This window comes from Pseudomonas putida group bacterium ESBL64, assembly GCF_045277175.1.
GTDB classification, from domain to species: Bacteria; Pseudomonadota; Gammaproteobacteria; order Pseudomonadales; family Pseudomonadaceae; genus Aquipseudomonas; species Aquipseudomonas alloputida.
The window spans coordinates 1,494,800-1,520,301 of record NZ_CP145799.1 but is presented as its reverse complement, the minus strand read 5'-3'; the positions used below and the strand labels follow the sequence as shown (position 1 = coordinate 1,520,301).

General features: G+C 63.3%; 17 protein-coding genes. 16 read left to right on the top strand and 1 reads right to left on the bottom strand.

Translation table 11 applies throughout. The annotated features are described in order from the left end of the window. Nucleotides 1-222 precede the first annotated feature (222 nt). Genes vasI through tssM form a run of 3 tightly spaced genes read left to right on the top strand, consistent with a single transcriptional unit; the run spans nt 223 to nt 5,941 of the window. Entirely contained in the window at nt 223-873 is a 651-nt protein-coding gene (gene vasI / locus V6093_RS06850) for a type VI secretion system-associated protein VasI (protein WP_179053565.1), read from the top strand. Then, on the top strand, nt 861-2,324 hold the full coding sequence (gene tssA, locus V6093_RS06845; RefSeq protein ID WP_179053484.1) for a type VI secretion system protein TssA: 1,464 nt from the start codon (nt 861-863) through the stop codon (nt 2,322-2,324). The genes vasI and tssA overlap by 13 nt, the downstream gene beginning before the upstream one ends. Next, a complete protein-coding gene (tssM, locus tag V6093_RS06840) occupies nt 2,321-5,941 on the top strand; it encodes a type VI secretion system membrane subunit TssM (RefSeq protein ID WP_265977686.1) in 3,621 nt (1,206 codons plus the stop codon). The genes tssA and tssM overlap by 4 nt, the downstream gene beginning before the upstream one ends. A gap of 77 nt (nt 5,942-6,018) precedes the next feature. Here the strand turns inward: tssM and V6093_RS06835 are convergent, their stop codons facing one another. Then, entirely contained in the window at nt 6,019-7,872 is a 1,854-nt protein-coding gene (locus tag V6093_RS06835) for an ABC transporter ATP-binding protein (protein WP_047603023.1), read from the bottom strand. Between V6093_RS06835 and V6093_RS06830 the strand changes: the two genes are divergently transcribed. From V6093_RS06830 to V6093_RS06770, 13 genes are all read left to right on the top strand, one after another. Next, on the top strand, nt 7,871-8,026 hold the full coding sequence (locus V6093_RS06830; RefSeq protein WP_162996129.1) for a hypothetical protein: 156 nt from the start codon (nt 7,871-7,873) through the stop codon (nt 8,024-8,026). The genes V6093_RS06835 and V6093_RS06830 overlap by 2 nt on opposite strands. Before the next feature lie 148 nt (nt 8,027-8,174). Beyond that, nucleotides 8,175-9,665, top strand: a complete 1,491-nt coding sequence (locus tag V6093_RS06825; protein ID WP_017148281.1) for a BcsE family c-di-GMP-binding protein — start codon at nt 8,175-8,177, stop codon at nt 9,663-9,665. Next, complete coding sequence (gene bcsF, locus V6093_RS06820) at nt 9,662-9,847, top strand: cellulose biosynthesis protein BcsF (RefSeq protein WP_010953551.1); 186 nt, start codon at nt 9,662-9,664, stop codon at nt 9,845-9,847. The genes V6093_RS06825 and bcsF overlap by 4 nt, the downstream gene beginning before the upstream one ends. Continuing rightward, nucleotides 9,840-11,453 carry a cellulose biosynthesis protein BcsG gene (gene bcsG / locus V6093_RS06815; RefSeq protein ID WP_406669747.1) on the top strand — a complete coding sequence of 538 codons (1,614 nt, stop codon included), beginning with the start codon at nt 9,840-9,842 and terminating at the stop codon, nt 11,451-11,453. The genes bcsF and bcsG overlap by 8 nt, the downstream gene beginning before the upstream one ends. After that, a complete protein-coding gene (gene bcsR / locus V6093_RS06810; RefSeq protein ID WP_014753468.1) occupies nt 11,450-11,668 on the top strand; it encodes a cellulose biosynthesis protein BcsR in 219 nt (72 codons plus the stop codon). Before bcsG ends, bcsR begins: the two co-directional genes overlap by 4 nt. Beyond that, nucleotides 11,665-12,372 (top strand): cellulose biosynthesis protein BcsQ, encoded by a 708-nt coding sequence (gene bcsQ / locus V6093_RS06805; protein ID WP_014753467.1) that lies wholly within the window; start codon nt 11,665-11,667, stop codon nt 12,370-12,372. The genes bcsR and bcsQ overlap by 4 nt, the downstream gene beginning before the upstream one ends. Then, complete coding sequence (gene bcsA / locus V6093_RS06800; protein WP_265977676.1) at nt 12,369-14,978, top strand: UDP-forming cellulose synthase catalytic subunit; 2,610 nt, start codon at nt 12,369-12,371, stop codon at nt 14,976-14,978. The genes bcsQ and bcsA overlap by 4 nt, the downstream gene beginning before the upstream one ends. After that, nucleotides 14,975-17,263, top strand: a complete 2,289-nt coding sequence (gene bcsB, locus V6093_RS06795) for a cellulose biosynthesis cyclic di-GMP-binding regulatory protein BcsB (RefSeq protein WP_014859244.1) — start codon at nt 14,975-14,977, stop codon at nt 17,261-17,263. The genes bcsA and bcsB overlap by 4 nt, the downstream gene beginning before the upstream one ends. After that, a complete protein-coding gene (gene bcsZ, locus V6093_RS06790; RefSeq protein ID WP_265977672.1) occupies nt 17,263-18,378 on the top strand; it encodes a cellulose synthase complex periplasmic endoglucanase BcsZ in 1,116 nt (371 codons plus the stop codon). Before bcsB ends, bcsZ begins: the two co-directional genes overlap by 1 nt. Further along, on the top strand, nt 18,366-21,884 hold the full coding sequence (gene bcsC, locus V6093_RS06785) for a cellulose synthase complex outer membrane protein BcsC (RefSeq protein WP_267827766.1): 3,519 nt from the start codon (nt 18,366-18,368) through the stop codon (nt 21,882-21,884). Before bcsZ ends, bcsC begins: the two co-directional genes overlap by 13 nt. A gap of 337 nt (nt 21,885-22,221) precedes the next feature. After that, nucleotides 22,222-23,088, top strand: a complete 867-nt coding sequence (dapA, locus tag V6093_RS06780; RefSeq protein WP_121783319.1) for a 4-hydroxy-tetrahydrodipicolinate synthase — start codon at nt 22,222-22,224, stop codon at nt 23,086-23,088. A 185-nt stretch (nt 23,089-23,273) separates the two neighbouring features. Further along, nucleotides 23,274-24,317, top strand: coding sequence for an aliphatic amidase (locus V6093_RS06775; protein ID WP_014753460.1), 1,044 nt, complete (start codon nt 23,274-23,276; stop codon nt 24,315-24,317). Between the two features lie 55 nt (nt 24,318-24,372). Further along, entirely contained in the window at nt 24,373-25,494 is a 1,122-nt protein-coding gene (locus V6093_RS06770; RefSeq protein ID WP_180688291.1) for an AAA family ATPase, read from the top strand. The last annotated feature ends 8 nt before the right edge of the window (nt 25,495-25,502 follow it).

The window sequence follows — 25,502 nt, the reverse complement described above, 5'->3', positions numbered from 1 at the left end:
TTATTTGTCCGTTCCCTATGAAAACGATGCACGGAATAGTGCTCTTTGGTCGAGCATTAAGATGTAAAGAAATATTTGTTTGTGTGCATTCGGTACTGTGTAATAGGCTTCTGCTGGATTTGTTTTAATTGGTCGCGCGGACGCATGGGCATTGCTATCTATTTGTAGGAAAGTTCTTTGCGCCATATAGGCCATTTGTACTATTCAGAGAGTAAATTCAGGATGATTAACCGCTGTGCATATGGCGCCGGTCTCTCGTTGCTGTTTTGTCTGCAGCCGGTGCTGGCAGGCTCCACGCGGGACTGTCCCCGGATTGTTTCCAACGTCGAGCGACTGGCCTGTTTCGATCAGGCTGCTGGCACCCCGGCGTACACGCCAAAACGGCAGTGGTCTGCACCGGAGCAGCAGGCCCCCACTGTGTTGCGTGTGATGGCAAATGAAGCTGAACGGGCACCGGATGACCTGACGTTTCGCATCGGGAGCCAGACCCAGGACGGGGCAGGCGCACCAGCGCTTGTGATTTCGGCGCCCGCCATCGCATCGGGTGATGAACGTGCTTACATGGCAATCAGTTGCATCCAGGCCATCTCCCGGCTACAGCTGATTGCCAGGCGCCCGATCGAAGCAAGCTGGGTCAAGGTACGCCTGAGCGGGGAGGGCTGGTCTACCCGTGAGACGTCCTGGCAAGTGATGGAGAACGGCCAAGTGCTCGATGCCGGGCGGGGCCTGCCCGCCATCGAACAGATCAGGAAGCTGATCGGTGCCCAGCGTATCGAGGTTGTGAGTGATTACGGCGAGGTCGACGGGCTGACCTTCGATGCGCAAGGCCTGGACCCCTTGATCAGCCGGGCGCGAAGCACATGTCGGTGGTAGCGCAGGTATCCAGGGAAGAGGTCACTCGGTTGCTCGCGCCGATTGATCCGGCAGTTCCGGCTGGCCTGTTCGATGTCGAGGACGAAACCTATCAGGCCATTGATCAGGAGATGGTCAAGCTGGGTGGGCTGCAGGAAGCCTCGATAGACTGGGTCTACATCGAAGACGCGTCCCGTCAGTACCTGAGCCAGCAATGCAAGCACTTGCGAATCGTTGCGCACCTGAGTGCCGCATGGTTGCGTAGCGGCTGCTGGGAGCAGTGGGGATGCACCTTGGCGTTGCTGGCCGGCATGCTCGAGTGCTATTGGGAAGCCGCTCATCCCAAGCCGGGACCGAAAGGCTTCCTGGGCAAACGCAAGCTGGTTGCCCTGGTGATCGATCGCTTGGCCGAGGCGCTACCGCGTCTTGATCGTTTTACCTACACCCCGACCCACGCAGCGGCAGCGCAGGCTGCCTTGAAACGCCTGCAACAACAGGAAACGGTGCAGCTGGACACGGCAGCACTGGGCGAACTTGAGCGCCTGCTAGGCAAGTACTCGGAACTTGCCAACGGTGTTGGCGAGGCTGCTGTGCCCAAAGCGCCGGCTGCAACCGAGAAGCCTGCGCCGTTGGCCGATGTCATCGCCACACCCGTGTCACGCATGTCGATGGGCAATGAGCGTGAGACACGGCGGGCCGTGCTGTCCATGGCCGAGCTCATCAACCAGCAGGACCCTTACGACGCTACCGGCTATCAGGTACGGCGTTTCGGTTTGTGGGCGCACATTCAGATTGCTCCCCAGGTCAGGCAGGGCAACCGTACGGAATTGATGGCGGTGCCGCTGGACATCACGCGGGTCTATGAAGAGGCCATTGCCAGTAAGGCGGTTGACCCCGCCTTGCTGCAGCGTATTGAAAAGAGCCTGACGGCTTGCCCCTTCTGGATTCGTGGCAGCTTTCTGGCTGCGACCGTCGCCACACAGCTGGCGATGTGCGAGGTGGCCGAAGCCATCCGTTGTGCCACCGCCCGGTTTGTACAGCGCATGCCGTCGCTGCAGCAGTTGTGCTTCAGCGACGGGCTGGTATTTGTCGACGACCAGTGCCTGGCCTGGCTCAAGGGCACGCAAGGGCCGTCTGGCCAAGGTGCAACCCCCCAGGAGTTCAGCGGCTTGCGCGAGGAGTTGGTCAGCCAGCTGGAAACCGGTGGCGTAGAACCGCTGCTCCTTCGGCTGCAAGGGCTGCAAGCGGGCTTTCGTGCTCCCCGTGAGCGCTGCCACACCACCGTGATTGCAGCTGATCTGCTGGCCGCGCGGGGTGTGTCCTGGCTGGCCCAGGACCTGTGCGCCAACGTTGCCCGAACCATGCAGCAAACCACCGCCAGTGCGTGGGAGCCCGAGGTGTTTCAGCGGCTTCAGCAGTACGCGGCATCCCCAGTGCTGGCAGTTCAAGACAAGGATCAGGAGCCTCGATGAATCAAATATGGACGCAACTCAAACGTTGGGGCTGGCCGTGGGTAACGCGCATTGGCCTGGCGCTGCCGCTGCTGCTAGGGCTTGGCGCCTTGCTGATGCTGGTCGCTATCTGGTGGCTTGGCCCGCAATGGACGTGGCGGGAGCAGCAGCCGCTGGCAAGTGTGGCTCATCGCAGCGTGGCAAGCCTGGTGCTCGTGCTGGTGCCGCTTCTGTGCTGGCTTGGGGTGCTGCGCACGCGCTTTCGCCGCCTGCAAACGGAGCGCCGGCAGGCACTGGCCGCCGAACAGGATGTCGCGCTACCGTTCGTGCAGGCGCAAGAGCGGGCCTTGAGCCAGGGGCTTGAGCGGTATCTCGACAATGCCGGTGGGCGACGCGCGTTGTACCGGCTGCCTTGGTACCTGGTGTTGGGCGACGAACAGTCCGGTAAAAGCAGCTTCATCGACCGCACCGATCAGCGCTTTACCCTGACGCGTATCGACCAGGCCCAGGCACGGGGCCGACAGGCTGAAGCACTGGCCTATCCGGTAGGCTGGTGGGTCAGCGACGATGCCGTGATCATCGACCCGCCCGGCGTTTTCATCAGTCAAAAACCACCGGTGGGCTCGGCGGCCAACGACCCCACCAATACCTCCGCGCCGCCCGGCATCCAGGCCCGGTTATGGGAGCACCTGTTGGGCTGGCTGCAGCGTAAGCGAAGCCAGCGGGCGCTCAATGGTGTGTTGCTGGTGGTCGACCTGCCGGCGCTGCTGCATGGCAAGCCCGAGCAGCGCGTCGCGCTGGCCCATGGGTTGCGCACACGCCTGTACGAAGTGAGCAGTCAATTGGGCGCGCGCCTGCCGCTGTACGTGGTACTGACCAAATTCGATCTGCTGGACGGCTTCGACCAGTTCTACAGCCAGCTTCCGGCCGCCAAGCGTGAAAGCCTGTTGGGGTTCACCTTCAAGCTGGATGCGGTTGACGCGTTCGACGCCTGGCTGGATGAGTATGACGAGCACTACGGGCGGCTTCTCACCCAATTGCATGAGCAGGTCATCGATCGGCTGGATGTACTGGGCAAGACAGCACCGTGCGGACGCCTGTTCTCACTGCATGCACAGCTGATCGGGTTGCGCCCCATACTGCAGGCATTCTTGCGCGAAACCCTGGCGAGTGACCGGTTCACCACGCCACCCTTGGTGCGTGGTGTGTACTGGTCGTCAGTGGTACAGCAAGGCGACATGCGCAATGCCTTTGTCCGTGAAGCGGCTCAGCCCTACACGACGAAGCTACCCCTGCGTGAAGGTAAAGCACAGGGGAAGGCGTTGGTCTATTTCATCCAGCAAGCATTCAGGCGGGTTATTTACCAGGAAGCCGGGCTGGCGGGCGACAATGTTCGGGTAGCGCGCAGCAAGCGCCACTTGTTGTGGGTGGGCTCTGGTGTGGGCATCCTGGCGTTCAGTATCGCCATTGCCAGCTGGCAGCGTTACGCCGAGATCAATGGCGCCAAGGCTGCCAGTGTGCTCGCCAAAAGCCAGGAGTACGGCGGTCACGAAGTCGATATGCGTCTTGATCCGACCGGGCGCAACCTGCTGGCGCCACTGGACCAGATTCGCGATGCGGTGGCGGTGTTTGGCGACTATCGTGCGGCCTGGCCGGTGGTTGCCGATTTTGGCTTGTATCAAGGGCGCAACATTGGTCCCTTGGTTGATGAGGCGTACCTCAGCTTGTTGTCGAAACGTTTCTTGCCGGCCTTGGCCAGTGGTGTGATCGATGCCATGAACGCTGCACCACCTGGCAGTGAGCAACAAATGGCCGCGCTCAGGGTTTACCGGATGATCGAGGACCGCAATAGCCGCCGGCCAGAATGGGTCGAGGACTGGATGGCCCGTCAGTGGCAACGGGCCTTTCCTGGCCAGGGTCAGTTGCAGCGTGACCTCATGCAGCACCTGAAGTACGCCTTGGCCTATGCCGATACCGATTTGCCGCAGTACCGCCAGCGGGTCAGCGAAGTGCAGCAGGCGTTGCGCAAATTGCCGTTGCCACAGCGGGTCTACGCTGGGCTGAAACAACAATCGTACGAGCAGGTGCACGCCGGGCTGGACCTGCGCCACCAGGTAGGGCCTGCGTTCGATGTGGTGTACCAGCCGTCTTCCGGGTCAAGGCAAGGGGGGGAGGATGTAAGGCTGGCCGGCATGCTCACCGCCAAGGGCTTCAGGGATTACTTCGAGCCGCACAGCCAACGCTTCGCTGAAATGGCGATGGTTGATCAATGGGCATTGGGGGAGCGCAGTCAACTCGACTATTCGGACGTCGACCGCGATGCGTTGACCGAGCGGCTGTATAACCTCTACAGCGCCGATTACATTGACAGCTGGCGGCGCGCCCTGAACGCGTTTACGGTGGCTGACTTCCGTGATCTGGACCATGGTGTCGCGATCCTGGAGCAGTTGACCGGCCCCGCAGCACCGTTGCAACGGCTGCTGGATACGGTCAGGGATAACACCTCGCTTGCGTCTCCAGCAGTTGTTGAATCACCGGGTGAGCTGAGTACGCTGCGGGTAGCAACCGGAAAACCCGAGCAACAGCAAGCGTTGGCTATCCAGCGGGCGTTTGCAGGCCTGGGCGCCATGCTGCAGGCGACAGGAGAAAAGCCGAGCTACTACGATGAAACCCTCGGCGCTGTTGCGGCCGTGCTGGACTACGCCAAGGCCGTACAGGACAGCCCGGACCGCGGCAAGGCCGCGTTGCAAGCCGTGCATCAGCGCTTTGCGATGACAGGGCAGGACCCGATCGGCACCCTGCAACGTGTTGCCACAGGTTTACCGGAGCCTATCAGCCACCAGGTCAGAAAGCTCGCCGACCAGACTGCCCAGGTGCTGAACGTCGAAGCACTGCGCGAACTGGAGCGACGTTGGGATGCTGACGTGTACAGTTTTTTCCAGCAACGCCTGGCAGGCCGCTACCCCTTTGTGGTGAAGGCCCCCGATGCTTCTTTGGATGACTTCGAGGCGTTCTTCGGGCCGAAAGGGCGCCTGCAGCAGTTTAATGATCGGTATCTCAAGGTTTTCCTGAAGGACAACCTTGAGGCTTTGCAGTCCGCTCAGCACGGGCAATCCCTGATTCGTGCCGACGTGATCGAGCAGCTCGAGCTGGCGGAGCGCATCCGCGAAACCTTCTTCGATCAGCGTGGCCAACTGAGTGTGCAGTTCAGCATCGAGCCCTTGGGGCTCAGTGCGAACCAGCGTACCAGCCTGCTGGACCTGGATGGCCAGTTGATTGCCTACACCCATGGCCCAAGCCATATCACGGGTATTGTCTGGCCCAATACCCTGGGGCAGCAGGTCCGTAGCAATCTCACCTTGCTAAGGCAAAATGGCAACAGCAGCAGCCTGGAGTACCGTGGCCCGTGGTCGATGTTCCGCTTGCTCAGCCGCGGCGCGCTCAATGGCCGGACGGCGACCAGCGTGGACCTGAGCTTCCGGACCGGAGATGGTGTGATGCGCTATCGGGTTAACGCTGAAAAAGCCTTCAATCCTATTACCCAGCAACCGTTCAAAGGCTTCCGCTTGCCCCGAGGCTTATTGCAACAGCCAGCCAATGGGGTGCAGGCGGCGCTATCGGATGAGCAGCGACTATGAACATCGTCAGGGGCGCAATGCATTGACTGGGCAGGCTTTCGAATCTTGGGTATGCGCTGGCTGCCCCCGGCCTCTGCTTACTCCACAGCCTCGGCCACGCCCCGATCCTCACCCAGGAACCCGCCACTCTGGTGCTGCCACAACCGTGCATAGGTACCCTGTTTTGCCAACAGTTCGGCATGGGTGCCTTGCTCGATGATGCGCCCTTCATCCATCACGATCAGCCGGTCCATGGCGGCGATCGTCGACAACCGGTGGGCGATGGCGATAACGGTCTTGCCCTGCATCATCTCATCCAGGCTCTCCTGAATGGCCACTTCCACCTCCGAGTCCAGCGCGCTGGTGGCTTCGTCAAGCAGCAGGATCGGTGCGTTCTTCAGCATCACCCGGGCAATTGCAATGCGCTGGCGTTGGCCGCCAGACAGCTTGATACCGCGTTCTCCCACCAGGGTGTCATAACCGCTGTTGCCCTGGCGGTCGCTGAGCTGGCTGATGAAACCGTCGGCCTGGGCATTGGCCGCAGCAGCACGGATCTGTGCTTCGGTAGCATCGGGGCGGCCATAGGCAATGTTGTCGCGAATCGAACGGTGCAACAGCGAGGTGTCCTGAGTGACCATGCCGATGGCGCTGCGCAGGCTGTCTTGCGTGACCTTGGCGACGTTCTGCCCGTCGATGCGTATTTCCCCCTTATCCACGTCGTAGAAGCGCAGCAGCAGGTTGATCAAGGTGGATTTACCGGCGCCGGAGCGGCCGACCAGGCCGACTTTTTCGCCTGGACGAATGTGCAGCGTCAGCTCATTGAGCACCTGGCGCTCGCCGTTGTAGTTGAAGCTGACCTTGTCGAAACTCACCGCGCCACCCGTGGTGACCAGCTCTGCAGCACCCGGCGCATCCTGTACCTTGGGGCCGCGGGTGAGGGTGGCCATACCGTCCTGCACGGTGCCGATGTTTTCGAACAGCGAGGTAATTTCCCACATGATCCAGTGCGACATGCCGTTGACGCGCAAGGCCATGGCGGTGATTGCCGCCACGGCCCCGGTGCCGACCTGGCCCTGGTGCCACAGCCACAGTGCATAGCCACCGGCACCAAAGATCAAGCCCACCACCAGCGCCTGGTTGACGATTTCGAACTGGCTCACCAGGCGCATCTGGCGAAAACCGGTCTGCTTGAAGTCTTCCATGGCTGCGCGCGCAAAGTGCGCTTCGCGGTTGGAGTGCGAAAACAGTTTCACCGTGGTGATGTTGGTGTAAGCGTCAGAAACCCGCCCGGTCATCGACGACCGGGCATTGGCCTGCTCCTGCCCGACTTTGCCCAGCCGGGGTACGAAGTACAGCATGGCCAAGCCGAACAGCACGACCCAGGCAATGAAGGGCAGCATCAGTTTCAGGTCAAAGCCGCCGGCCAGGGCAATGATCGCGATGAAATACACGCCAATCCCCGGCAGGATTTCGATAAGGGTGAACAGCACATCGCGCACTGCCAGTGCCGTCTGCATCACCTTGGTTGTGACCCGGCCAGAAAACTCGTCAGAAAAGAACGACAAGCTTTGGCGCAACATCAGGCGGTGAAAGTCCCAACGCAGCCGCAGCGGCAGGTTGATCGCCAGCACCTGGTGCTGAACCATGGTGCGCAGCGCCACCAGCCCGATGCTGACCAGCAGGACGATGCCGATACCCCACAGCACACGGCTTTCCTCGGGGCCAACAGTACCGCCTGCCTGCCAGGACGCGAGCAGGTCGACCACCTGGCCGAGGAACGCGAACAGCCAGGCTTCGTATATCGACACCCCGGCACTGAGCAGTGCCAGCGCCAGAATGTAGCCACGGGCGCCGCGGGTACAAGCCCACATGAAGCGCAACAGGCCAACGGGCGGCGGTGGTACCTCGTCGGGTGGGAAGGGGTCGAGCCGACGTTCAAAGATACGCAGCATGCTTGTCTCCGGAAAACGGTTTTTGCCTGGCCAATGCCCTGCCGGCTTGCCTTTGCCGACTTTTGTTTTTAACCCGGAAAAGGTCGGCCTTGGGGTGTTTGTTAACAAACCTTTGCAACTCATTACATTTCAGATTGATTTCATTCTGCCCTGATGCTGTATAATTGACGCGACTTTGTGCTCGGCATCCTTTTCGTCGTTTTTTTGACATGAGTCATAAGGCGTCAGCAGAGGATGTGACACATTCCGCCTTCAAACCGTTTCAATTTACCTTTTGTAGAGCCAGTGTTTTGACTAATGGAATGCAGTTGTTGGCGATTTCCGGCCTGAGCGTCGAGAGCAGCCAGCTTCATCAACAAGGACTGTACTGGTTAGCCTGTGACGCCGCCGAAGACGCCTCCTTGCTATGCCGCCAGGTGGTCGAAGGCATGCCCGATAATGCCAGGGCAGCCCTGATCGCCGATGCGCAAGCCATGGATGACGTGCTGGGTGCGCTCGACGCAACGCGCGGCCCGGCCGAGCTCGCGTTGTATGAGGCCAACTCGCAAGCCACCCGTTATCTGGTTGAAGACCTGCCTCGTCTTGATGCCCGTGGGCGTGTGCTGGTGCTGCTGGCACCGGCACACGCCTGGGCGGATACCGAAGTCGAGCACTGGTGCAATGCGCTGCGCCCGGCGTTGTTGGCTGAAGCGGCGTTGCTGCTGGTCGTCAGTGGGGGACAGAGCACCGCCTTGGTCGAGCGCCTGCGCGTTTTCAACCAGTGCCTCGACGGCCTGGGGCAGGTGTACCGCGGCAAAGGTGGGGTGCGCTACCTGCAGCATTTCTGGAGCAACCCGCTTGGCAAAGCAGCCACCCGGGACATGGAGCTGACTCGGCTGAGCGCGGGGTTTGCCGTTGCTGCCACGCCTCAGGCACCCAGCGACACCGGTGGCGACGAGTTGCTGTGCCTGGCCCAGCGCCCGGTACTGGAAGGCGCGCCAGCCTTCTCTGAACACTGGCAGGTCTGCGAAAGCTTTGAGGAACTGGGGGGCAAAGCCAGCCGGGCGGTGTCTGCCACGGTGATCTTTGCCATGGACGGTGGGCAGCGTCTGGATAGCCTGGCGCGCCAACTGCACCACCTGCGGCAGTCGCGTGGCAACGCCTTGAAGCTGGTGGTGCGCGAAATGGCGCCGACCCTGCGTTATCAAGACGAACAGTTGCTGCTGGCTTGTGGTGCCAGCCAGATCGTGCCGTTCGGTGCCAGCTTGTCACGCTTCCTGACCATGGTCGAGAGTATCCAGGGTTACGTCTGGCGTCGACACCTGCCAACCGACTTCGATGCCTTGCTGGCACGCCTGCGGCCGCTGGCCATCTGTGGGTTGGTAGCGCCACGGGCGTTCGCCGAGGCTGTGCAAAGCATGTGGCACGGGGTGCGCAACGGCGAAATCGTCCACCAGTTGCTGGTGTTGCGTCCGGCGCCCGGCCTGACCCCGCTGCAGGCTTGCTCGCGTACGGTATTCCGCCGTGATGGCGACATTGCCTGCGTGGTTGGCGAGGTGCTGTTCCTGTTCCTGTTCGCTTGCCGCTCAGAAGGGGTCGAGCAGGCGCTTGACCACATCTTCCAGCTGTCATGGAAAGAGCTGTTCATCAGCCAGGAGGTGCTTGCCGGTGTCGACAGCCTGGCCACTCCGGCTTTCCTCGACAGCAACCTACCGCAGCCACCCCGCAGCGACACGGCGGCGCAACTGCCTGCACAGGCATGGTCGGCACTGGCACCGCGCAAGGTTGGCCTGGCCAAGCGGGGTGGCGCATGAACTTCGTGCAACTGCTGCAGGTGGTCGGCATTACCGCACTCGTCACGCTGGGCCTGGCCTTGTTGCTCGTGCGCCTGTGTTCGGCATTACGTGGCGTGTTGCGCCGTCGCCTTCCCCCCCGTTACCTGAAACCGCTGGGCGTACGCCGCCGCGCTGCACGCCAGGAACCCCAGAATGACTAATACCACCATCACCCTCCCGGTACTGGCCCGCTGGCCTGGACTGGGAGGGTGGAACCTCTATTTTTTTGCAAAGTTTCTGCTGGTCGCACTTGGCATGCTCGACTTCCAGGCGCTGCCGAACCTGTTGTTTGCTGCGTTTCTGCTTATCCCTTTGCCGGGCCAGTGGCTGCGTATTGCCCGGCAACTGCTGGCGGTGCCAATCGGTATCGCGCTTTTCTACCAGGACACCTGGCTGCCACCCTTCAGCCGCTTGCTGGCGCAGCCGGGGGTGCTGGACTTCTCGTGGGACTATCTGCTCGAGCTGCTGGGCCGCTTCATCAACTGGAACCTGCTGGGGGCGCTGGCAATGTTGCTGGTGGGTTACCTGTACCTACGCCATTGGCTGCGCCTGAGCACCCTGAGCCTGCTGGGGTTGGCATGGCTGTCGGTCGGCGGCTTGCCGTTGCTGGGTGCAAGCCAGGCGCCCGGCGTGGCGGCGCGCACCGCAGCCGAACCCGCGCCAGCCACTGCAGTAGCCGACAATGCCACGCTCGACAGCTGGCTTGAGCGCTTCTTCGCCAGTGAGCGCGAGCGGGTGACGGCGTTCCCGGCCGTGAATGCCGATGAGCAACCGTTCGACCTGCTGGTAATCAACATCTGCTCGCTGGCCTGGGAGGATCTGTCTGCCGTGGGGCTGCGGGACAACCCGCTGTTGTCGCGCATGGACGTGATCTTCGACCAGTTCAACTCGGCGACCTCCTACAGCGGCCCGGCCGCCATCCGTGTGCTGCGTGCCAGCTGCGGACAGTCGTCGCACACTGGCCTGTACCAACCGGCTCCGGAGCAGTGCCTGTTGTTCCAGAACCTGGCCCGGCTGGGTTTCCAGAGCAACACCTTGCTCAACCACAGCGGCCGGTTCGACAACTTCATCGGCGACATTACCCAACAGCACATGCCGCAACCCGGCATGCGCAATACCGACTTCCCACGGGCGCTGGTGGGCTTCGACGGCTCGCCGATTGCCAGTGACCTGGATGTCCTGCGCCGTTGGTGGGGGCAACGCAAAGGTACCCCGGACGAGCATGTGTCACTGTTCTACAACAGCATCAGCCTGCATGACGGCACCCGTATCGTCACTGCCGACGGCGGTACCCGCGTGGCCGACTATGCCACCCGCGCCAATCGCCTGTTTGGCGAGCTTGGCACCTTCCTTGACGAACTGGAGCGCAGTGGCCGCCGGGTAGTGGTGGCCATTGTCCCTGAGCATGGGGCCGCGTTGCATGGTGACCGCATGCAGTTGTCTGGCATGCGCGAAATTCCCACGCCGTCGATTACCCATGTGCCGGTCGGCCTGAAGTTCATCGGCATGGGCCAGCCTGCCCGCAACGAGCCGCTGCGGGTCACAGCTGCCACCAGCTACCTGGCGCTGTCCGAGCTGATCTCGCGTGTGTATGCGGGCCTCGGCCAGCAGCAGGTGCTGGATGTGCCCGGCCTGCTGACCGACCTGCCAACCACCGAGCAGGTTGCCGAAACCTCTGGCGCACAGGTGCTGAATTACCAGGGCCGTGCCTACATGCGCCTGCAAGGCCAGCCTGACTGGCAGCCCATTCCGAAGGAGCGCCCATGATCACTGGCAAGTCAGACCCGTCCGACCGCAGCGACGATATTGCCCAGTTGCGTCAGCACCTGGACATGCCAGAGCTGGACTACCAGGACATCTCGATGCTGGTGGGCGTTCAGCAGGCCCTGCAGCGCTGGCCATTGCTGGGTGAAAGCTGCAGGGCCAGCAGCGACGATGCGCTGTACGCGGCTGTCACCCAGCGCGAGAGGGTCGCGCCATGACCAGCCTGGCATTGCATGGGGTACGCGGAGGCCTGGGGCGCAGCGCCTTGCTGGCTGCATTGGGCTACGCGCTGCAGGGCGTGGGCGAGCGGGTGCTGCTGATTGACCTGTGCCCAAGCAACTTGCTCGGGCTGCACTTCAACCTGCCGCTGGATACGTCCGAGGGCTGGGCGCTGGCCGAGCGGGAAGGGCGACCGTTCAGTGATGCCGTGTACCAGGTGCTCGATGGCCTGTGCCTGCTGCCGTACGGCAACCTGCCTGGCGGTGCGCAGCACCGTGTGCCCGATGCGCAGTCATGGCGCGCTCGCCAGGTCGAGCTGGCCGAGCATTTCGACTGGCTGTTGTACGACCTGCCGCAATTGCCGGGCGATACCGCCGGCAATGGCATCGAGACTGATGTACGGATACTGGTGGCAGAAGCCGAAATGGCTAGCCACCTGCTGCTCGGGCGACGCCCGCTCGAGCACTTCGACATGCTGCTGGTCAACCGCTACGACCCGGCCAGCCGCTTGCAGAGCGACCTGTTGATGGTGTGGCGTGACCTGTTTCGTGATCGCTTGCCGATCCAGGTGGTCCATCGCGACGAAGCCTTCCTCGAAGCGCTGGCGTACAAGGCTCCCCTGGGTCTTTACGCACCGCAGAGCCTGGCCTGCCGGGATGTGCAAAGCCTGGCGGTGCGCTGTCTGACGAGGCGCCAGCCGTGACCCTGACCCCTCTGTCGGCCTATACCTGGTTCACTGTCCGTGGCGCGCGTCTGCCGGTCGCGTGGCTGTTCACCCTCGGCGTGTGGTTGGCCTTCCTGTTTCTGCGCCTGGAGTCACCCGCCTGGCAGGCGCTGCTGGCCGAGCGCCAACGCCTGTACCCGCAGCTGGCGGGCAAGCGCCCAACCCTGGGTGACCCGCTGCGTCTGTTGATCCAGAGCCTGTGGTTGTTGCTGCGGCGCCAACCGCAGGCACGTACAGCAGGGCCTGGCCGCCGCGCGTTGGGCGCGGTGCGCATGCACCTGCGGGCGGCAGGCGGGGTGGCGCGCCACTACCGCGGCCTGCTGATCGATGCATTGCAACAGGTACCCGCGCGCTACCGCGCCAGTGCTTTCAAGCACCAGGCCTCGGCACGCCTGCGCGGCCTGAGCGTGTTTGCCCGGCGGGCGTTCTATAGCGTGCTGACGGTATTCGCCCTCAGCCTCGCCCTGCTGTGCGTGACCGAACCGTTCGGCTACCTGGCGCAACTGATGTTCATCTGCCTGCTGCTGGTCATCGCCCTGCTGGTGCGACACATGCCAGGGCGTTTCCCGACCCTGATGCTGATCGTGCTGTCGACCATCATCTCGTGCCGCTATCTGTGGTGGCGCTACACCTCGACCCTGAACTGGAACGACACCACCGACTTGATATTCGGGGTGATCCTGTTGGCGGCAGAAACCTATTCGTGGTTCGTGCTGATCCTGGGTTACATCCAGACCAGCTGGCCATTGCAGCGCAAGCCGGCAAACCTCCCGGCCAACGCCAGGCACTGGCCAACCGTCGATTTGCTGATCCCCACCTACAACGAAGACCTGTCAGTGGTGCGCACCACGGTAATGGCCGCGCTGGGCCTGGACTGGCCACGCGAGTGCCTGCGCATCTATATCCTCGATGATGGCCGCCGCGACGCGTTTCGTGCCTTTGCCGACGAAGTCGGGGTAGGGTATATCGTGCGGCCCGACAGCAAGCATGCCAAGGCCGGCAACCTCAACCATGCGCTGGGCGTCACCGACAGCGAGTTGATCGCCATCTTCGACTGCGACCATGTGCCGGTGCGCTCCTTCCTGCAACTGACCGTGGGCTGGTTCCTCAAGGACGCTAAACTGGCGCTGGTGCAGACACCGCACCATTTCTTCTCGCCTGACCCGTTCGAGCGCAACCTCGGCTCGTTCCGCCGCCGCCCCAACGAAGGGGAGCTGTTCTACGGCCTGATCCAGGACGGCAACGATATGTGGAACGCGGCGTTTTTCTGCGGCTCGTGTGCCGTGCTGCGCCGCACTGCGCTGGAAAGCATCGGTGGTTTTGCCGTCGAGACCGTGACCGAAGATGCCCACACCGCCCTGCGCCTGCATCGCCAAGGGTGGACGTCAGCCTACCTGAGCATTCCGCAGGCTGCGGGCCTGGCCACTGAAAGCCTGTCGGCGCACATCGGCCAGCGCATTCGCTGGGCCCGTGGGATGGTGCAGATCTTCCGCACCGACAACCCGCTGTTCGGGCGTGGCCTTAGCCTGTTCCAGCGGGTGTGCTACGCCAACGCGATGCTGCACTTCCTGGCCGGCCTGCCGCGGCTGGTGTTCCTGACGGCGCCACTGGCGTTCCTGTTGCTGCATGCCTACATCATCTACGCACCGGCATTGATGATTCTGCTGTACGTGCTGCCACACATGATCCACGCCAGCCTGACCAACTCGCGCATGCAGGGCAAGTACCGACAAACCTTCTGGGGCGAGGTCTACGAGACCGTACTGGCCTGGTACATCGCCCGCCCGACCACGGTGGCGCTGTTCGCGCCGAAAAAAGGCACGTTCAACGTCACCGCCAAGGGCGGCCTGATGGAGCAGGAACAGTTCGACTGGCGTATCGCCCAGCCTTACCTGTGGCTGGCGGCGCTCAACGTGGTGGGTCTGGGCTTTGCGGTGTGGCGCCTGGTCACTGGCCCAACGGCAGAAATCGGCACGGTGATCGTCAGCTCGCTGTGGGTGATCTACAACCTGCTGATCATCGGTGCCGCAGTTGCGGTGGCCGCCGAAGTGCGCCAGGTGCGCCGCGCCCATCGGGTGCAGATGCGCTTGCCGGCGGGGCTGATGCTGGCCAGCGGTCATGCCTACCCCTGCACCCTGGTCGACTACTCCGACGGCGGTATCGGCCTGCAGGTACAGCCCGGTCTGGAGTTGAAACCGGGGGAGCAGGTACGCCTGCTGCTCAACCGCGGCCAGCGCGAGTTCGCCTTCCAGGCGTGCGTCACCCGTACCGTCGGGCAACACGTGGGCCTGGTGTTCCGCGACCTCGCCCTGCAGCAGCGTATCGACCTGGTCCACTGCACCTTTGCCCGCGCCGATGCCTGGCTTGGCTGGAACGAGCAGCACGAGGTCGAGCGCCCGCTGCGCAGCCTGATCGATGTGTTGAAGCTGGGCGGCGTCGGTTACGTGCGCCTGGTCGAGCACATGCCGCCATGGCTGCGGGCGTGGTTGCGCCCGTTGCGTTCGCTGGCGCTGTGGCTGGCCAGCTACTGGCCCCGCACACCGCGGGCAATCCCTTCCATGAACCCTGTTGATCGAGACGCATGATGACTGGTTATCCCGCGCGTACCTGGGGCCTGGCGATGGCGCTGTTTACCGCCTTGTCGCAGAGCGCCGCTGCTGCTTCTGTAGCTCCGCTTGCCGAGCCTGCGGTACCCACACCCACGGTACCAAACTGGCAGGTTGCAAAAACCTTCGAGCAGCTTGGACATGCGTCCGACAGCCTGCTGCTGGGGGTACGCAACAGCGAGCATATTGAGTTCGGCCTGCGTCGCGATCGCCTGGCCACCGATGCCAGCTTGCAACTGGACTACACGCCTTCGCCAGCCTTGCTGCCGAACCTGTCGCACCTGCGCGTCTACCTCAACGACGAGCTGATGGGCGTAGTTCCGGTGGAAAAAGAGCAGTTGGGCCAGCGTGTGCGTCGCCAGCTGCCGTTGGACCCGAAACTGCTCGGCGACTTCAACCGGGTACGTCTGGAGTTTGTCGGGCACTATACCGATGTCTGCGAAGACCCGGCGCACAGCGGCCTGTGGCTTAACCTTAACCGCAAGAGCCAGGTACAGTTGCACGAGCAGGCGCTGGTGCTGGAAAACGACCTGGCGTATTTCCCGTTGCCGTTCTTCGATACCCGCGACACCGGCAAGGTAGTGCTGCCGGTGGTGTTCAGCGGCGTGCCGAGCCTGGGCGAGCAGCGTGCGGCGGCAATCCTGGCATCCTACTTCGGTAGCCAGGCCGGTTGGCGCAAGGCCAGCTTCCCTGTGCTGTACAACCACCTGCCGGCCCGTGGCGAAAAACCTGCACCGAGCATCGTGTTTGCCAGCAACGACCGTCGCCCGGCGTTCCTCGCCGATCTGCAGCAGTTCCCGCCAGTCGACGGCCCCGTGCTGCAGGTGATCGATCACCCGGACGACCGCTTCAGCAAAGTGCTGCTGGTGCTGGGCCGTAACGACGACGACCTGATCAAGGCCGCCTCGGCGCTGGCGGTCGGCAACAATCTGTTCCGCGGCGCGCGCGTCAAAGTGGAACAGATGACCGCGCTGCAACCGCGTCAGCCCTACGATGCGCCGAACTGGACGCGCACCGACCGGCCGGTTCGATTTGCCGAGCTGCTGGATTACCCCGAGCAACTGCAAGTCAGCGGCCTGCAACCGCGGCCGGTGACACTGGAACTGAACCTGCCGCCCGACTTGTTCGTCTGGCGCAACCAGGGTATTCCGCTGCGCACCCTGTACCGCTATACAGCGCCAGCGGTGACCGACGAATCGCGCCTGAGCATCAGCGTCAACGATCAGTACATCACCAGCATGCCGCTGGTGGGCAATGACCGGCGCGGCGGTACCCTTGAAGAAATGCGCCTGGCAGTGCTGTCCGGTGACAACACTGCATTGACCGAGAACTCGCTGGTGCCGGCGCTGAAGATTGGCGACCGTAACCGCCTGCGCTTCGACTTCAGCTTTGCCAGTACCCTGGGCAGCGCCCAGCGCGATCGCTGCCAGACCTCGCTGCCGGTGGACGTGCGTGCAGCAATCGACGACAACTCCACCATCGACCTTTCCGGTTACCACCATTACATCGCCATGCCCGACCTGCGTGCATTCGCCCGCAGTGGCTTCCCGTTCAGCCGCATGGCCGACCTGTCCGAGACGCTGGTCATCATGCCGGCCAAACCTACGGCGATGCAGGTCGGCACTTTGCTCGACACGGTTGGCGGGTTGGCCGGACAGATCGGTTACCCGGCGCTTGGCCTGCAATTGATCGACGACTGGCAACAGGTCGCAGCGGCAGACGCCGACTTGCTGCTGATCGGCAGCCTGCCCGAGGCCCTGCGCGACGCGCCCGACCTTGGCCTGTTGCTCAGCGCCCAGCGTGACTGGTTGCTGCAGGGCCGCAGCGCATCGCTGCCCGGTGGCCAGCGTTTCGATACTGAGCCGGTGGCTGCAAGCAGCCGCGTGGCGGTCAGCGCCCAGGCGCCGATTGCGGCCATCACCGGGCTGAAGTCGCCGTTCCACGAGCAGCGCAGTGTTGTGGCCTTGCTGGCCAACAGCGACAGCGATTACGCATTGCTGCGCGACGTGCTTGGCGATGTAGGCAAGCTCGATGCGGTGGCGGGTTCGGTAACGCTGGTACGCAGCAGTGGCGTGAGCAGCCAGTTCGTCGGCGAGCACTACTTCGTGGGCGCGCTGCCGTGGTGGCTGCTGCTGTGGTTCCACTTGTCCGAGCACCCTGTGTTGCTGGCGGTGATCGCGGCTGTTTGCGTGGTGCTGTTCGCCTTCTTGTTGTGGCGGGCACTGCGCTGGGCAGGCAAGCGCCGCTTGGGTGAGGCGGGGTGATGATGCGTCAGATGCTGGTAGGGCTGGTCGCCTTAGGCCTGCCCGTCTTTGCCAATGCCGGGTCGGTTTGCTCATGGCCTGCCTGGGAGCGGTTCAAGGCCGAGCTGGTGAGTGTGGATGGGCGGGTCATCGACCCGAGTGACGAGCGCCTGATCACCACCTCGGAAGGGCAGAGTTACGCGTTGTTCTTCGCCCTGGTAGGTAACGACCGGCAAACCTTCGCGCAGTTGCTGCGTTGGACCAGCAACAACCTCGCCGAGGGTGACCTGGCCCGGCATCTGCCTGCCTGGCTGTGGGGCCGTGACGGGCAGCAGCAGTGGCAGGTGCTGGACGCCAACAACGCCAGCGATGCCGATCTGTGGATCGCCTACAGCCTGCTGGAAGCAGGGCGGTTGTGGGACCAGCCGGCCTACACGCAACTGGGCCAGCACCTGCTGTGGCGTATCGCCGCGCAGACCGTGCGCAAGCTTCCAGGCCTTGGCGTGATGTTGCTGCCAGGTGACTACGGCTTCGAAGACGCCCAGGGTACCCGCCTGAACCCCAGCTACCTGCCGCTGCAGTTGCTCGACCGCTTCAGCGAGGTGGACCCCTTGTGGGGGGAGCTGGCGGCCAACACGCGGCGTTTGTGGTTGGCATCGTCGCCAAAGGGCTTTGCCCCGGACTGGTTGCTGTGGACGCCGGCCGGAAAGCCAGCGGCAGACACGAAACATGGCAATGCCGGTGATTATGACGCCATTCGTGTGTACCTGTGGGTCGGCATGTTGGCCGAGGGGGCGGCGCAACGCCGCGAACTGGTGGCCCATTATGCGCCGATGGCGGCATTGACCCAGCGCCAGGGGCTACCTCCTGAGCACCTGGATGCACGCAGCGGTGAAGCCCGCGGCCATGGCCCGGCAGGTTTCTCTGCGGCCTTGCTGCCATTGCTTGCTGCCTCGCCAGAGCACGTGGCCGGCCTGGCGGCCCAGCGCCAGCGCTTGCGCGAACAACCGGTCGAGGCCAAGGCGTACTACAGCCAGGTGCTGGCGCTGTTCGGCCAGGGCTTCGACGAGGCCCGTTACCGTTTTGACCCGCACGGCCGCCTGTTGCCGGCCTGGAGTGCGCCATGCAGCGAATGATCGGCGTGTTGATGCTGGCGGCAATAACCTGCCAGGCAGATGCACAACCCAAGGATATCGATGAACAGCGCCAATGGCTGCTGGACCAGGTACGCCGTGGCGAAGCGCTGCACCGTGACGACCTGGTGCGCGATGCGCTGGGCCGTTTGCAGTTGCTTGAGCCGCGCAACCCGGAGGTATTGCTGGCGGCCTTGAGCCTGGCATTGCGCGAGAAGAACAGCAGTGAAGCCGAGCAGTTGAGTGCGCGGATCAGTGCCGTGGCGCCTGGCAGCCTGCAAGCACGTCAGGCCGCACGCCTGCTTGAACTTCAACAACCGGCGCCTGCGCGGCGCTTGCAGCAGGCGCGTCTGCTGGCGGTTACCGGCCGTAACGAAGAGGCGCTGGCGGTGTACGAACAGTTGTTTGCCGGCGAACCACCCAGCCTTGAATTGGCCCTGGACTACTGGCGCGTGCGCGGCAACCTGCCAGGCCAACGCCCTGAGGCGATCCGCCAGTTGCAGCGGTTGGATCAGCAGTACCCAGGCAGCGCCGGGCTGCGCCAGACCCTGGCCGGTTGGTTGTTCGCCGAAAAGCGTGACCGCGAGGCCTTGGCCCTGCTCGATCAGCTGGCGCGAGACCCCGGTGCACGGGATGCCGCTGCCCAGCGCGAGTTCGACTACCTGTCCGGGCAAGCCGTGAGTGCCACCAGCGCGGCAGCCTGGCAAGCCTTTCTTCAGCGTTACCCGGCTTCGCCGTTGTTGGCACAGGCCAGCGAGACCTTGCAACAGCAGCGCAAGCTGCTGGCCGACCCGGCATGGCAGGCCGGTCAACGGGGTAAGGCATTGCTCGACAAGGGCCGTAATGCCGAAGCGGAAACGCAGCTGCGCCGCGCCCTGCGCCAGTACCCGGGCGATGCCAGCCTGCATGGGGCCCTGGGTTATGCGTTGATGCGCCAGGGCCACCATGAAGACGCCCATGCGGCGTTCCGCGCGGCGAGCGCCAAGGAGCAGGACACCTACTGGATCAGCCAATGGAAGGACCTGGAGTCGTCCAGCCAGTATTGGGCCCTGCTGAAGAAAGCCGAGCGGGCCCTGGAGGTGAAAGACGTGCGCGGTGCGCGCGCACTTTACCAGCAGGCTCGCCAGCAACGGCCAAAGGATGAATACGCGTTGCTGGGCTTGGCAGATGTCTCGCTGGCCGAGGGCGATGTGGCGGCTGCCGAGCGGCAGTACCTGCAGGTACGGCGTATGGCGCCGGATAACGAAAGTGCCGTGCGTGGCTTGATGCGCGTTTACCAGGCGCAGTCGCCAGGCAAGGCGCAGGCATACCTGGACAGCCTGCCACCACGGCAGCAGGCGCAGTTCGCCAGCCTGCGACGCAGCCTGGAACTTGCGCGCCTGCGCCAGCAAGGGGACGAAGCCCTGCAGCGCGAGGACTGGTCGACGGCCAGCCATGTGCTGGGCCAGGCTTCAGCCCTGGCTCCCGATGAGCCTTGGCTGGTGTATCAGCTGGCCAACAGTCTGCGTCACCAAGGGCGCACTGGCGAGGCCGACGCGGCATTTGCCAGGCTGGTGCAGCACCAGCCACGTGATCCGGCAACGCGCTATGCCCACGGCCTGTTCCTGGAGTCCAGCGACCGTGATGCCTTGGCTCTGGACAGTCTGAGGGCGGTACCTCAGGCGACCTGGAGCGCGGACATGCACGCGCTGGAGCAGCGTGTTCAGCGGCGTATGACCCTGGCCTCTGCGCAGCAGTTGCAGGCACAAGGCCGCAGTGCCGAGGCGACAGCCTTGCTTGAAGCCGGCCTGGCGCGTGGTGAAGGTAGCCCGGACGACTTGATGCTGTTGGCTGACTGGGCAGCCGCGCGTGGTGAACATGGCAAGGCGCGCAGCTATTACCAGCGTGTGCTGGTCGCGCAGCCTGGGCGTCCTGATGCACGCCTTGGGGTGATGGAAAGCGCCGTGGCCGAAGGCAACCTGCAGCAGGCCCGGCACATGCTGGGCGTGAAGGTGCCACAATTTGCCGCTGATGACGGCAACGCCCAGCGGCGCCTGGCGGCGGTGTGGACCGCGCTGGGTGAACACGATCAGGCGGCCAGGCTGCTTGACCGGATTGCCGCGCAGCAGACGCGACCCGATCCGTTGTTGCGGCGCGACGCAGCCCGCCTGGTGGCGCAGGATGATCCTCATCGAGCACTGGACCTTTACGCGGCAGCGATGGCTGATGCGCAGTTGCTGGACCGTGCTGCCGTAGCGCCACGGGATGACCGTGCATTGACCCTGGCCAGCCGCGAGCGGGATGGCGACGACTGGCTGGCCCGCAGCCTGCGCAGTGATGTGGACGCCCTGTATCGCCAGCGCAATACCCATGTGACGCTGATGCATGACTACGGCTGGCGCGAGGATGACGGTACGCCCGGCACGTCGGAGCTGAGTACCCAGTCGACCTTGTTGCATGCCGACACTCCTTGGCAGGAGGGCACCGCGTTTGCGCGAGTAGAGCGCATTGGCATGGATGCGGGGTCGTTCGAGCCGAACGATCAGGGAAGCTACACCCCCGACTTCGGCAGCTGCCAGTTTGTTGGCCAGACCGCTGACGGCAAAACACTGCCCGCGTGCACGGGGGGATCGCAGACTGCAAACGGTAGCCTGTTGGCGTTGGGTTGGCAGGGCAGCCGCTGGGCGTTCGACCTGGGCACCACCCAGGGCTATGCAATCAACAACTGGCTGGGCGGCGCAACGGTCAACGGTGACCTCGGGCAGGTTGGCTGGTCGCTGACCGCCTCGCGCCGGCCGATGAGCAATTCATTGCTGTCGTTCGCCGGCGCACGCGACCGCCCGACGGGCGTGCGCTGGGGCGGGGTCACTGCCAATGGCGCCACGCTCGGCCTGAGCTGGGACCAAGGTGGCGACAACGGGGTGTGGGCCAGCCTGGGGCACCATTGGCTGTACGGCGAGAACGTGGCCGACAACCAGCGGACCCGGGCCATGGCCGGCTTTTACCACCGCGTGGTGGAAAAGGCCGACGAGCGTGTCCGTGTTGGCGTGACGCTGATGCACTGGCGCCATGACAAGGACCTGGGCGGCTACAGCCTGGGGCAGGGCGGTTACTACAGCCCGCAGCGCTACAGTTCGGTGGGCGTGCCGGTCAGTTATGCCTGGCGCAACTACGACTGGTCGCTGCTGCTGGAAGGTTCCGTCAGCTGGTCTCAGGCTCATAGTGGCAGTAGCCGCTTGTACCCGGACGCGCACATCAACCGCAAGGTACTGGCGAATTATGGCGTCGACTCCAACATCGATGCGATGACCGAAGCCAGCGACAGCAGCGGGTTGGGCTACCGCCTGCGCGGTCTGTTCGAACGGCGCCTGAGTGACCAGTGGGTACTGGGCGGCGGCTTCGACTGGCAGCACAGCGATGACTATGCGCCTAGCCATGGCATGCTCTACCTGCGCTACCTGTTCGAACCGTGGCGAGGCAACCTGGCCCTGCCGGTGACACCGCTGGAGCCTTACAGCGAGTGGCGGTGACGGCAATCGCTGCGTTGCAAGGGGCGCGCCTGCACGGGGCGATGCGGGCCAAGGGTTGACACCAGGCACGCCGCCCCACCATTATCCAGCCATACCTACGCAACGGGCTTGCCAGCATGTCCACATCCAACCACGCCATTTCCGCTTCGGGCTTCATCGCTCAGGCAGACGCGTGCGTTGCCGTTGCCAAGAAATCCAAGAAACAGCCGCTCATCTGACCGAGGCGCGCTGTCTCGTCAGGTGGGCTGACGAGACAGAAGGCGCCAGGTATCCCTGCCACCACTTCCACTCTTCGCCCTGCTGACGCTGACTTTCGGTCAACATCAGGAGTTTTTGCATGTCGAATTTCCGTGGTATCTGGATCGCCCTCGTCACGCCAATGCGCGCCAATGAAATCGACTTCCCAGGCCTGGAAAAGCTGGTGAAGAAGCTGCTCGAAGACGGTGTGGCCGGTTTTGTGGTGTGCGGTACCACGGGTGAGGCAGCGGCGTTGTCCAAGGCCGAGCAACTGGCAGTGCTGGATGCCGTGCTGGCCTGGGTGGAGCCTGGCAGGGTGGTGATGGGCCTGTCAGGTTACAACCTGGGTGAGTTGCTGGCCTTCCAGGCTGAAATCCAGCAACGTGACATTGGCGGACTGCTGGTTCCCGCACCTTGCTATATCCGCCCTTCGCAGGCTGGCATCGAAGCCTTCTTCGCCACCGTGGCCGATGCCGCCAGCGTGCCAGTGATCGTCTACGACATTCCCTACCGCACTGGCGTACGCATCGAACGTGAAACCCTGCGCCGTATCGTGCGCCATCCACGCATTGCAGCGGTGAAAGACTGTGGTGGTGACAGCGAGACGACCATGGCCCTGATCGAGGACGGCCACGCCCAGGTGCTGGCCGGTGAAGACCTGCAGATCTTCAATAACCTGTGCCTGGGTGGGGCAGGGGCCATTTCAGCCTCCGCACATGTGCGCGCCGACCTGTACGTACGCATGGTGCGGCAGGTTGACAGCGGTGATTGGGCCGCCGCGCGTGGTACGTTCTACCAGTTGCTGCCCTGGATCAAAGTGGCCTTTGCCGAGCCCAACCCGGCCGTGGTCAAGGCGGCGTTGCAGCTGCAAAGCCTGATTGCAGACGAGCTGCGCGAGCCCATGCAGGCGTGCACGAATACCACCCGAGACAAGCTGCAAAGCGTGCTGTGTTCGCTCGGCGCCTGAAGCGGCAACGGTTGATGGCGGGTTGACAAGCCGCCACACCCGGCATATACCGTTGGTTGTCAGGAGCCGCGCATCAATGGCGATGTCGCGGCCTCCACCCCGAACCCAAAGAGCAAATGAGCTCTCTCCGCATGCGGAGAGGGCTTTTTTTCGTCCCTGAAAAATAACAACAAGAGGTGGTCAACATGCGTCATGGTGATATTTCCAGCAGCAATGACACCGTCGGCGTCGCCGTGGTCAACTATAAGATGCCGCGCCTGCATACCCGCGATGAAGTGCTCGAAAACGCCAGGAAAATCGCCGACATCATTGTCGGCATGAAGCAGGGGCTGCCGGGCATGGATCTGGTGATTTTTCCGGAGTACAGCCTGCAGGGCATCATGTATGACCCGGCCGAAATGATGGAAACCGCCGTGGCCGTACCCGGCGTGGAAACCGAAGTGTTCGCCCAGGCCTGCCGCAAGGCCAATGTCTGGGGCGTGTTTTCGCTGACCGGCGAGCGCCATGAAGAGCACCCGCGCAAATCCCCCTATAACACGCTGGTGCTGATCGACAACAATGGCGAGATCGTGCAGAAGTACCGCAAGATCATCCCCTGGTGCCCGATCGAGGGTTGGTACCCGGGCGACCAGACCTACGTTGCCGATGGCCCCAAGGGCCTGAAGATCAGCATGATCATCTGCGATGACGGCAACTACCCGGAAATCTGGCGCGACTGTGCCATGAAAGGCGCCGAGCTGATCGTGCGCTGCCAGGGTTACATGTACCCGGCCAAGGACCAGCAGGTGCTGATGGCCAAGGCCATGGCGTGGGCTAACAACTGCTACGTTGCAGTGGCCAACGCCGCGGGCTTCGATGGTGTGTATTCCTACTTCGGTCACTCGGCAATCATCGGTTTCGATGGTCGTACACTCGGCGAGTGCGGTGAAGAGGAGATGGGTATCCAGTACGCCCAGCTGTCGATCTCGCAAATTCGCGATGCGCGGCAGAACGACCAGTCGCAAAACCACCTGTACAAGATCCTGCACCGTGGCTACAGCGGTATGCATTTGTCTGGCGACGGCGACCGCGGCATTGCCGAATGCCCATTCGAGTTCTACCGCACCTGGGTGCTGGATGCCGAGAAGGCCCGCGAGAACGTCGAGGCCCTGACCCGGCGCACCTCGGGGGTGGCGCAGTGCCCGGTCGGCAGCCTTCCCTACGATGCCAAGGAAAAGGAAGCCCGCTGACGGGGTTGCCCAGCGTGCCTGCGGGCACGCTGTTTCACAAAGCGAGGGGAAGACCATGCCGTTCTTGAACGACCTGCTGGAGCAGACGCGTCGCGATGCGTCCTCCAGTGCTGCACTGAGTGCCGAAAACTGCCACACCCGGGCAATCGTCGAGACCCACCTGCGCAGCGAAGACACCCTGCAGTCGCGTTTCCGCTTCGATGTCGCTGCCGTCATGCAGGTAGTACGCAACGAAGTGCTGGGCCAGGACGAAGCCTTGCAGGCCATCGAAGATGTGCTCACGGTGGTGCGTGCGGATATTCTCGACCCGCGCCGCCCGCTGTTCACGGCATTGTTCCTCGGCCCGACCGGGGTCGGCAAGACCGAGGTCGTGCGTGCCCTGGCCCGCGCCCTGCACGGTGATGCCGATGCCTTCTGCCGGGTCGACATGAACACGCTGGCCCAGGAACACTACGCCGCTGCTCTGACCGGCGCGCCACCGGGCTATGCTGGCGCCAAGGAAGGCCGCACGCTGTTTGATCAGGCGCTGCTGGACGGGAGCCAAGGGCGCCCTGGGATCGTGCTGTTCGATGAGCTGGAAAAGGCCAGCAAGGAGGTGTCCCAGGCGCTGCTCAATGTGTTCGACAATGGCCTGCTGCGCTTGGCCTCCGGTGAAAAGAGCTTCAATTTCCGTAACACACTGGTGTTCATGACCAGCAACCTGGCGGCAGACGAAATACGCCAGCACCGGCTGGGCCCGCTGGCGCCGCTGCGGCGTCTGCTTGGCCTGCAGGCAGGGCGACGCGAGCGTTTGCTGGGGCTGGTGCGGCGGCGCCTGGTGAAGCGTTTTTCTGCCGAGTTCGTCAACCGCATCGACAGCACTGTGGTGTTCAATGCCATCGAACAGGAGGTGAGCGAGCGCATCGTTGAACTGGAGGTGTCGCGCCTGAACCGGCGCCTTGCCAAGCATCACTGCCACCTGCAGCTGGATGCGGCGGTGGTTGGCAAGCTGGCCAGCGAAGGCCACGACCTGGAGTTTGGCGCGCGTGCGCTCAAGCGCTTTATCCGCCATGAGCTGGAAGTGCCACTGGCCGAGTACCTGCTTGGTAACCGCATCCCATGCCAGGCAGACGTGACGTGCATGACGGTGGCCGGCCACCTTGAGCGCGGGCGCATCCGTTTTTCGTTGCCGACATGACGGTTGTC

What these genes read in the sequence shown, in the direction of transcription:
- vasI (WP_179053565.1), top strand. Translation starts at nt 223, where the DNA reads ATGATTAACCGCTGTGCATATGGCGCCGGTCTCTCGTTGCTGTTTTGT.
- tssA (WP_179053484.1), top strand. Translation starts at nt 861, where the DNA reads ATGTCGGTGGTAGCGCAGGTATCCAGGGAAGAGGTCACTCGGTTGCTC.
- tssM (WP_265977686.1), top strand. Translation starts at nt 2,321, where the DNA reads ATGAATCAAATATGGACGCAACTCAAACGTTGGGGCTGGCCGTGGGTA.
- V6093_RS06830 (WP_162996129.1), top strand. Translation starts at nt 7,871, where the DNA reads ATGCTTGTCTCCGGAAAACGGTTTTTGCCTGGCCAATGCCCTGCCGGC.
- V6093_RS06835 (WP_047603023.1), bottom strand. Translation starts at nt 7,872, where the DNA reads ATGCTGCGTATCTTTGAACGTCGGCTCGACCCCTTCCCACCCGACGAG.
- V6093_RS06825 (WP_017148281.1), top strand. Translation starts at nt 8,175, where the DNA reads ATGCAGTTGTTGGCGATTTCCGGCCTGAGCGTCGAGAGCAGCCAGCTT.
- bcsF (WP_010953551.1), top strand. Translation starts at nt 9,662, where the DNA reads ATGAACTTCGTGCAACTGCTGCAGGTGGTCGGCATTACCGCACTCGTC.
- bcsG (WP_406669747.1), top strand. Translation starts at nt 9,840, where the DNA reads ATGACTAATACCACCATCACCCTCCCGGTACTGGCCCGCTGGCCTGGA.
- bcsR (WP_014753468.1), top strand. Translation starts at nt 11,450, where the DNA reads ATGATCACTGGCAAGTCAGACCCGTCCGACCGCAGCGACGATATTGCC.
- bcsQ (WP_014753467.1), top strand. Translation starts at nt 11,665, where the DNA reads ATGACCAGCCTGGCATTGCATGGGGTACGCGGAGGCCTGGGGCGCAGC.
- bcsB (WP_014859244.1), top strand. Translation starts at nt 14,975, where the DNA reads ATGATGACTGGTTATCCCGCGCGTACCTGGGGCCTGGCGATGGCGCTG.
- bcsZ (WP_265977672.1), top strand. Translation starts at nt 17,263, where the DNA reads ATGATGCGTCAGATGCTGGTAGGGCTGGTCGCCTTAGGCCTGCCCGTC.
- bcsC (WP_267827766.1), top strand. Translation starts at nt 18,366, where the DNA reads ATGCAGCGAATGATCGGCGTGTTGATGCTGGCGGCAATAACCTGCCAG.
- dapA (WP_121783319.1), top strand. Translation starts at nt 22,222, where the DNA reads ATGTCGAATTTCCGTGGTATCTGGATCGCCCTCGTCACGCCAATGCGC.
- V6093_RS06775 (WP_014753460.1), top strand. Translation starts at nt 23,274, where the DNA reads ATGCGTCATGGTGATATTTCCAGCAGCAATGACACCGTCGGCGTCGCC.
- V6093_RS06770 (WP_180688291.1), top strand. Translation starts at nt 24,373, where the DNA reads ATGCCGTTCTTGAACGACCTGCTGGAGCAGACGCGTCGCGATGCGTCC.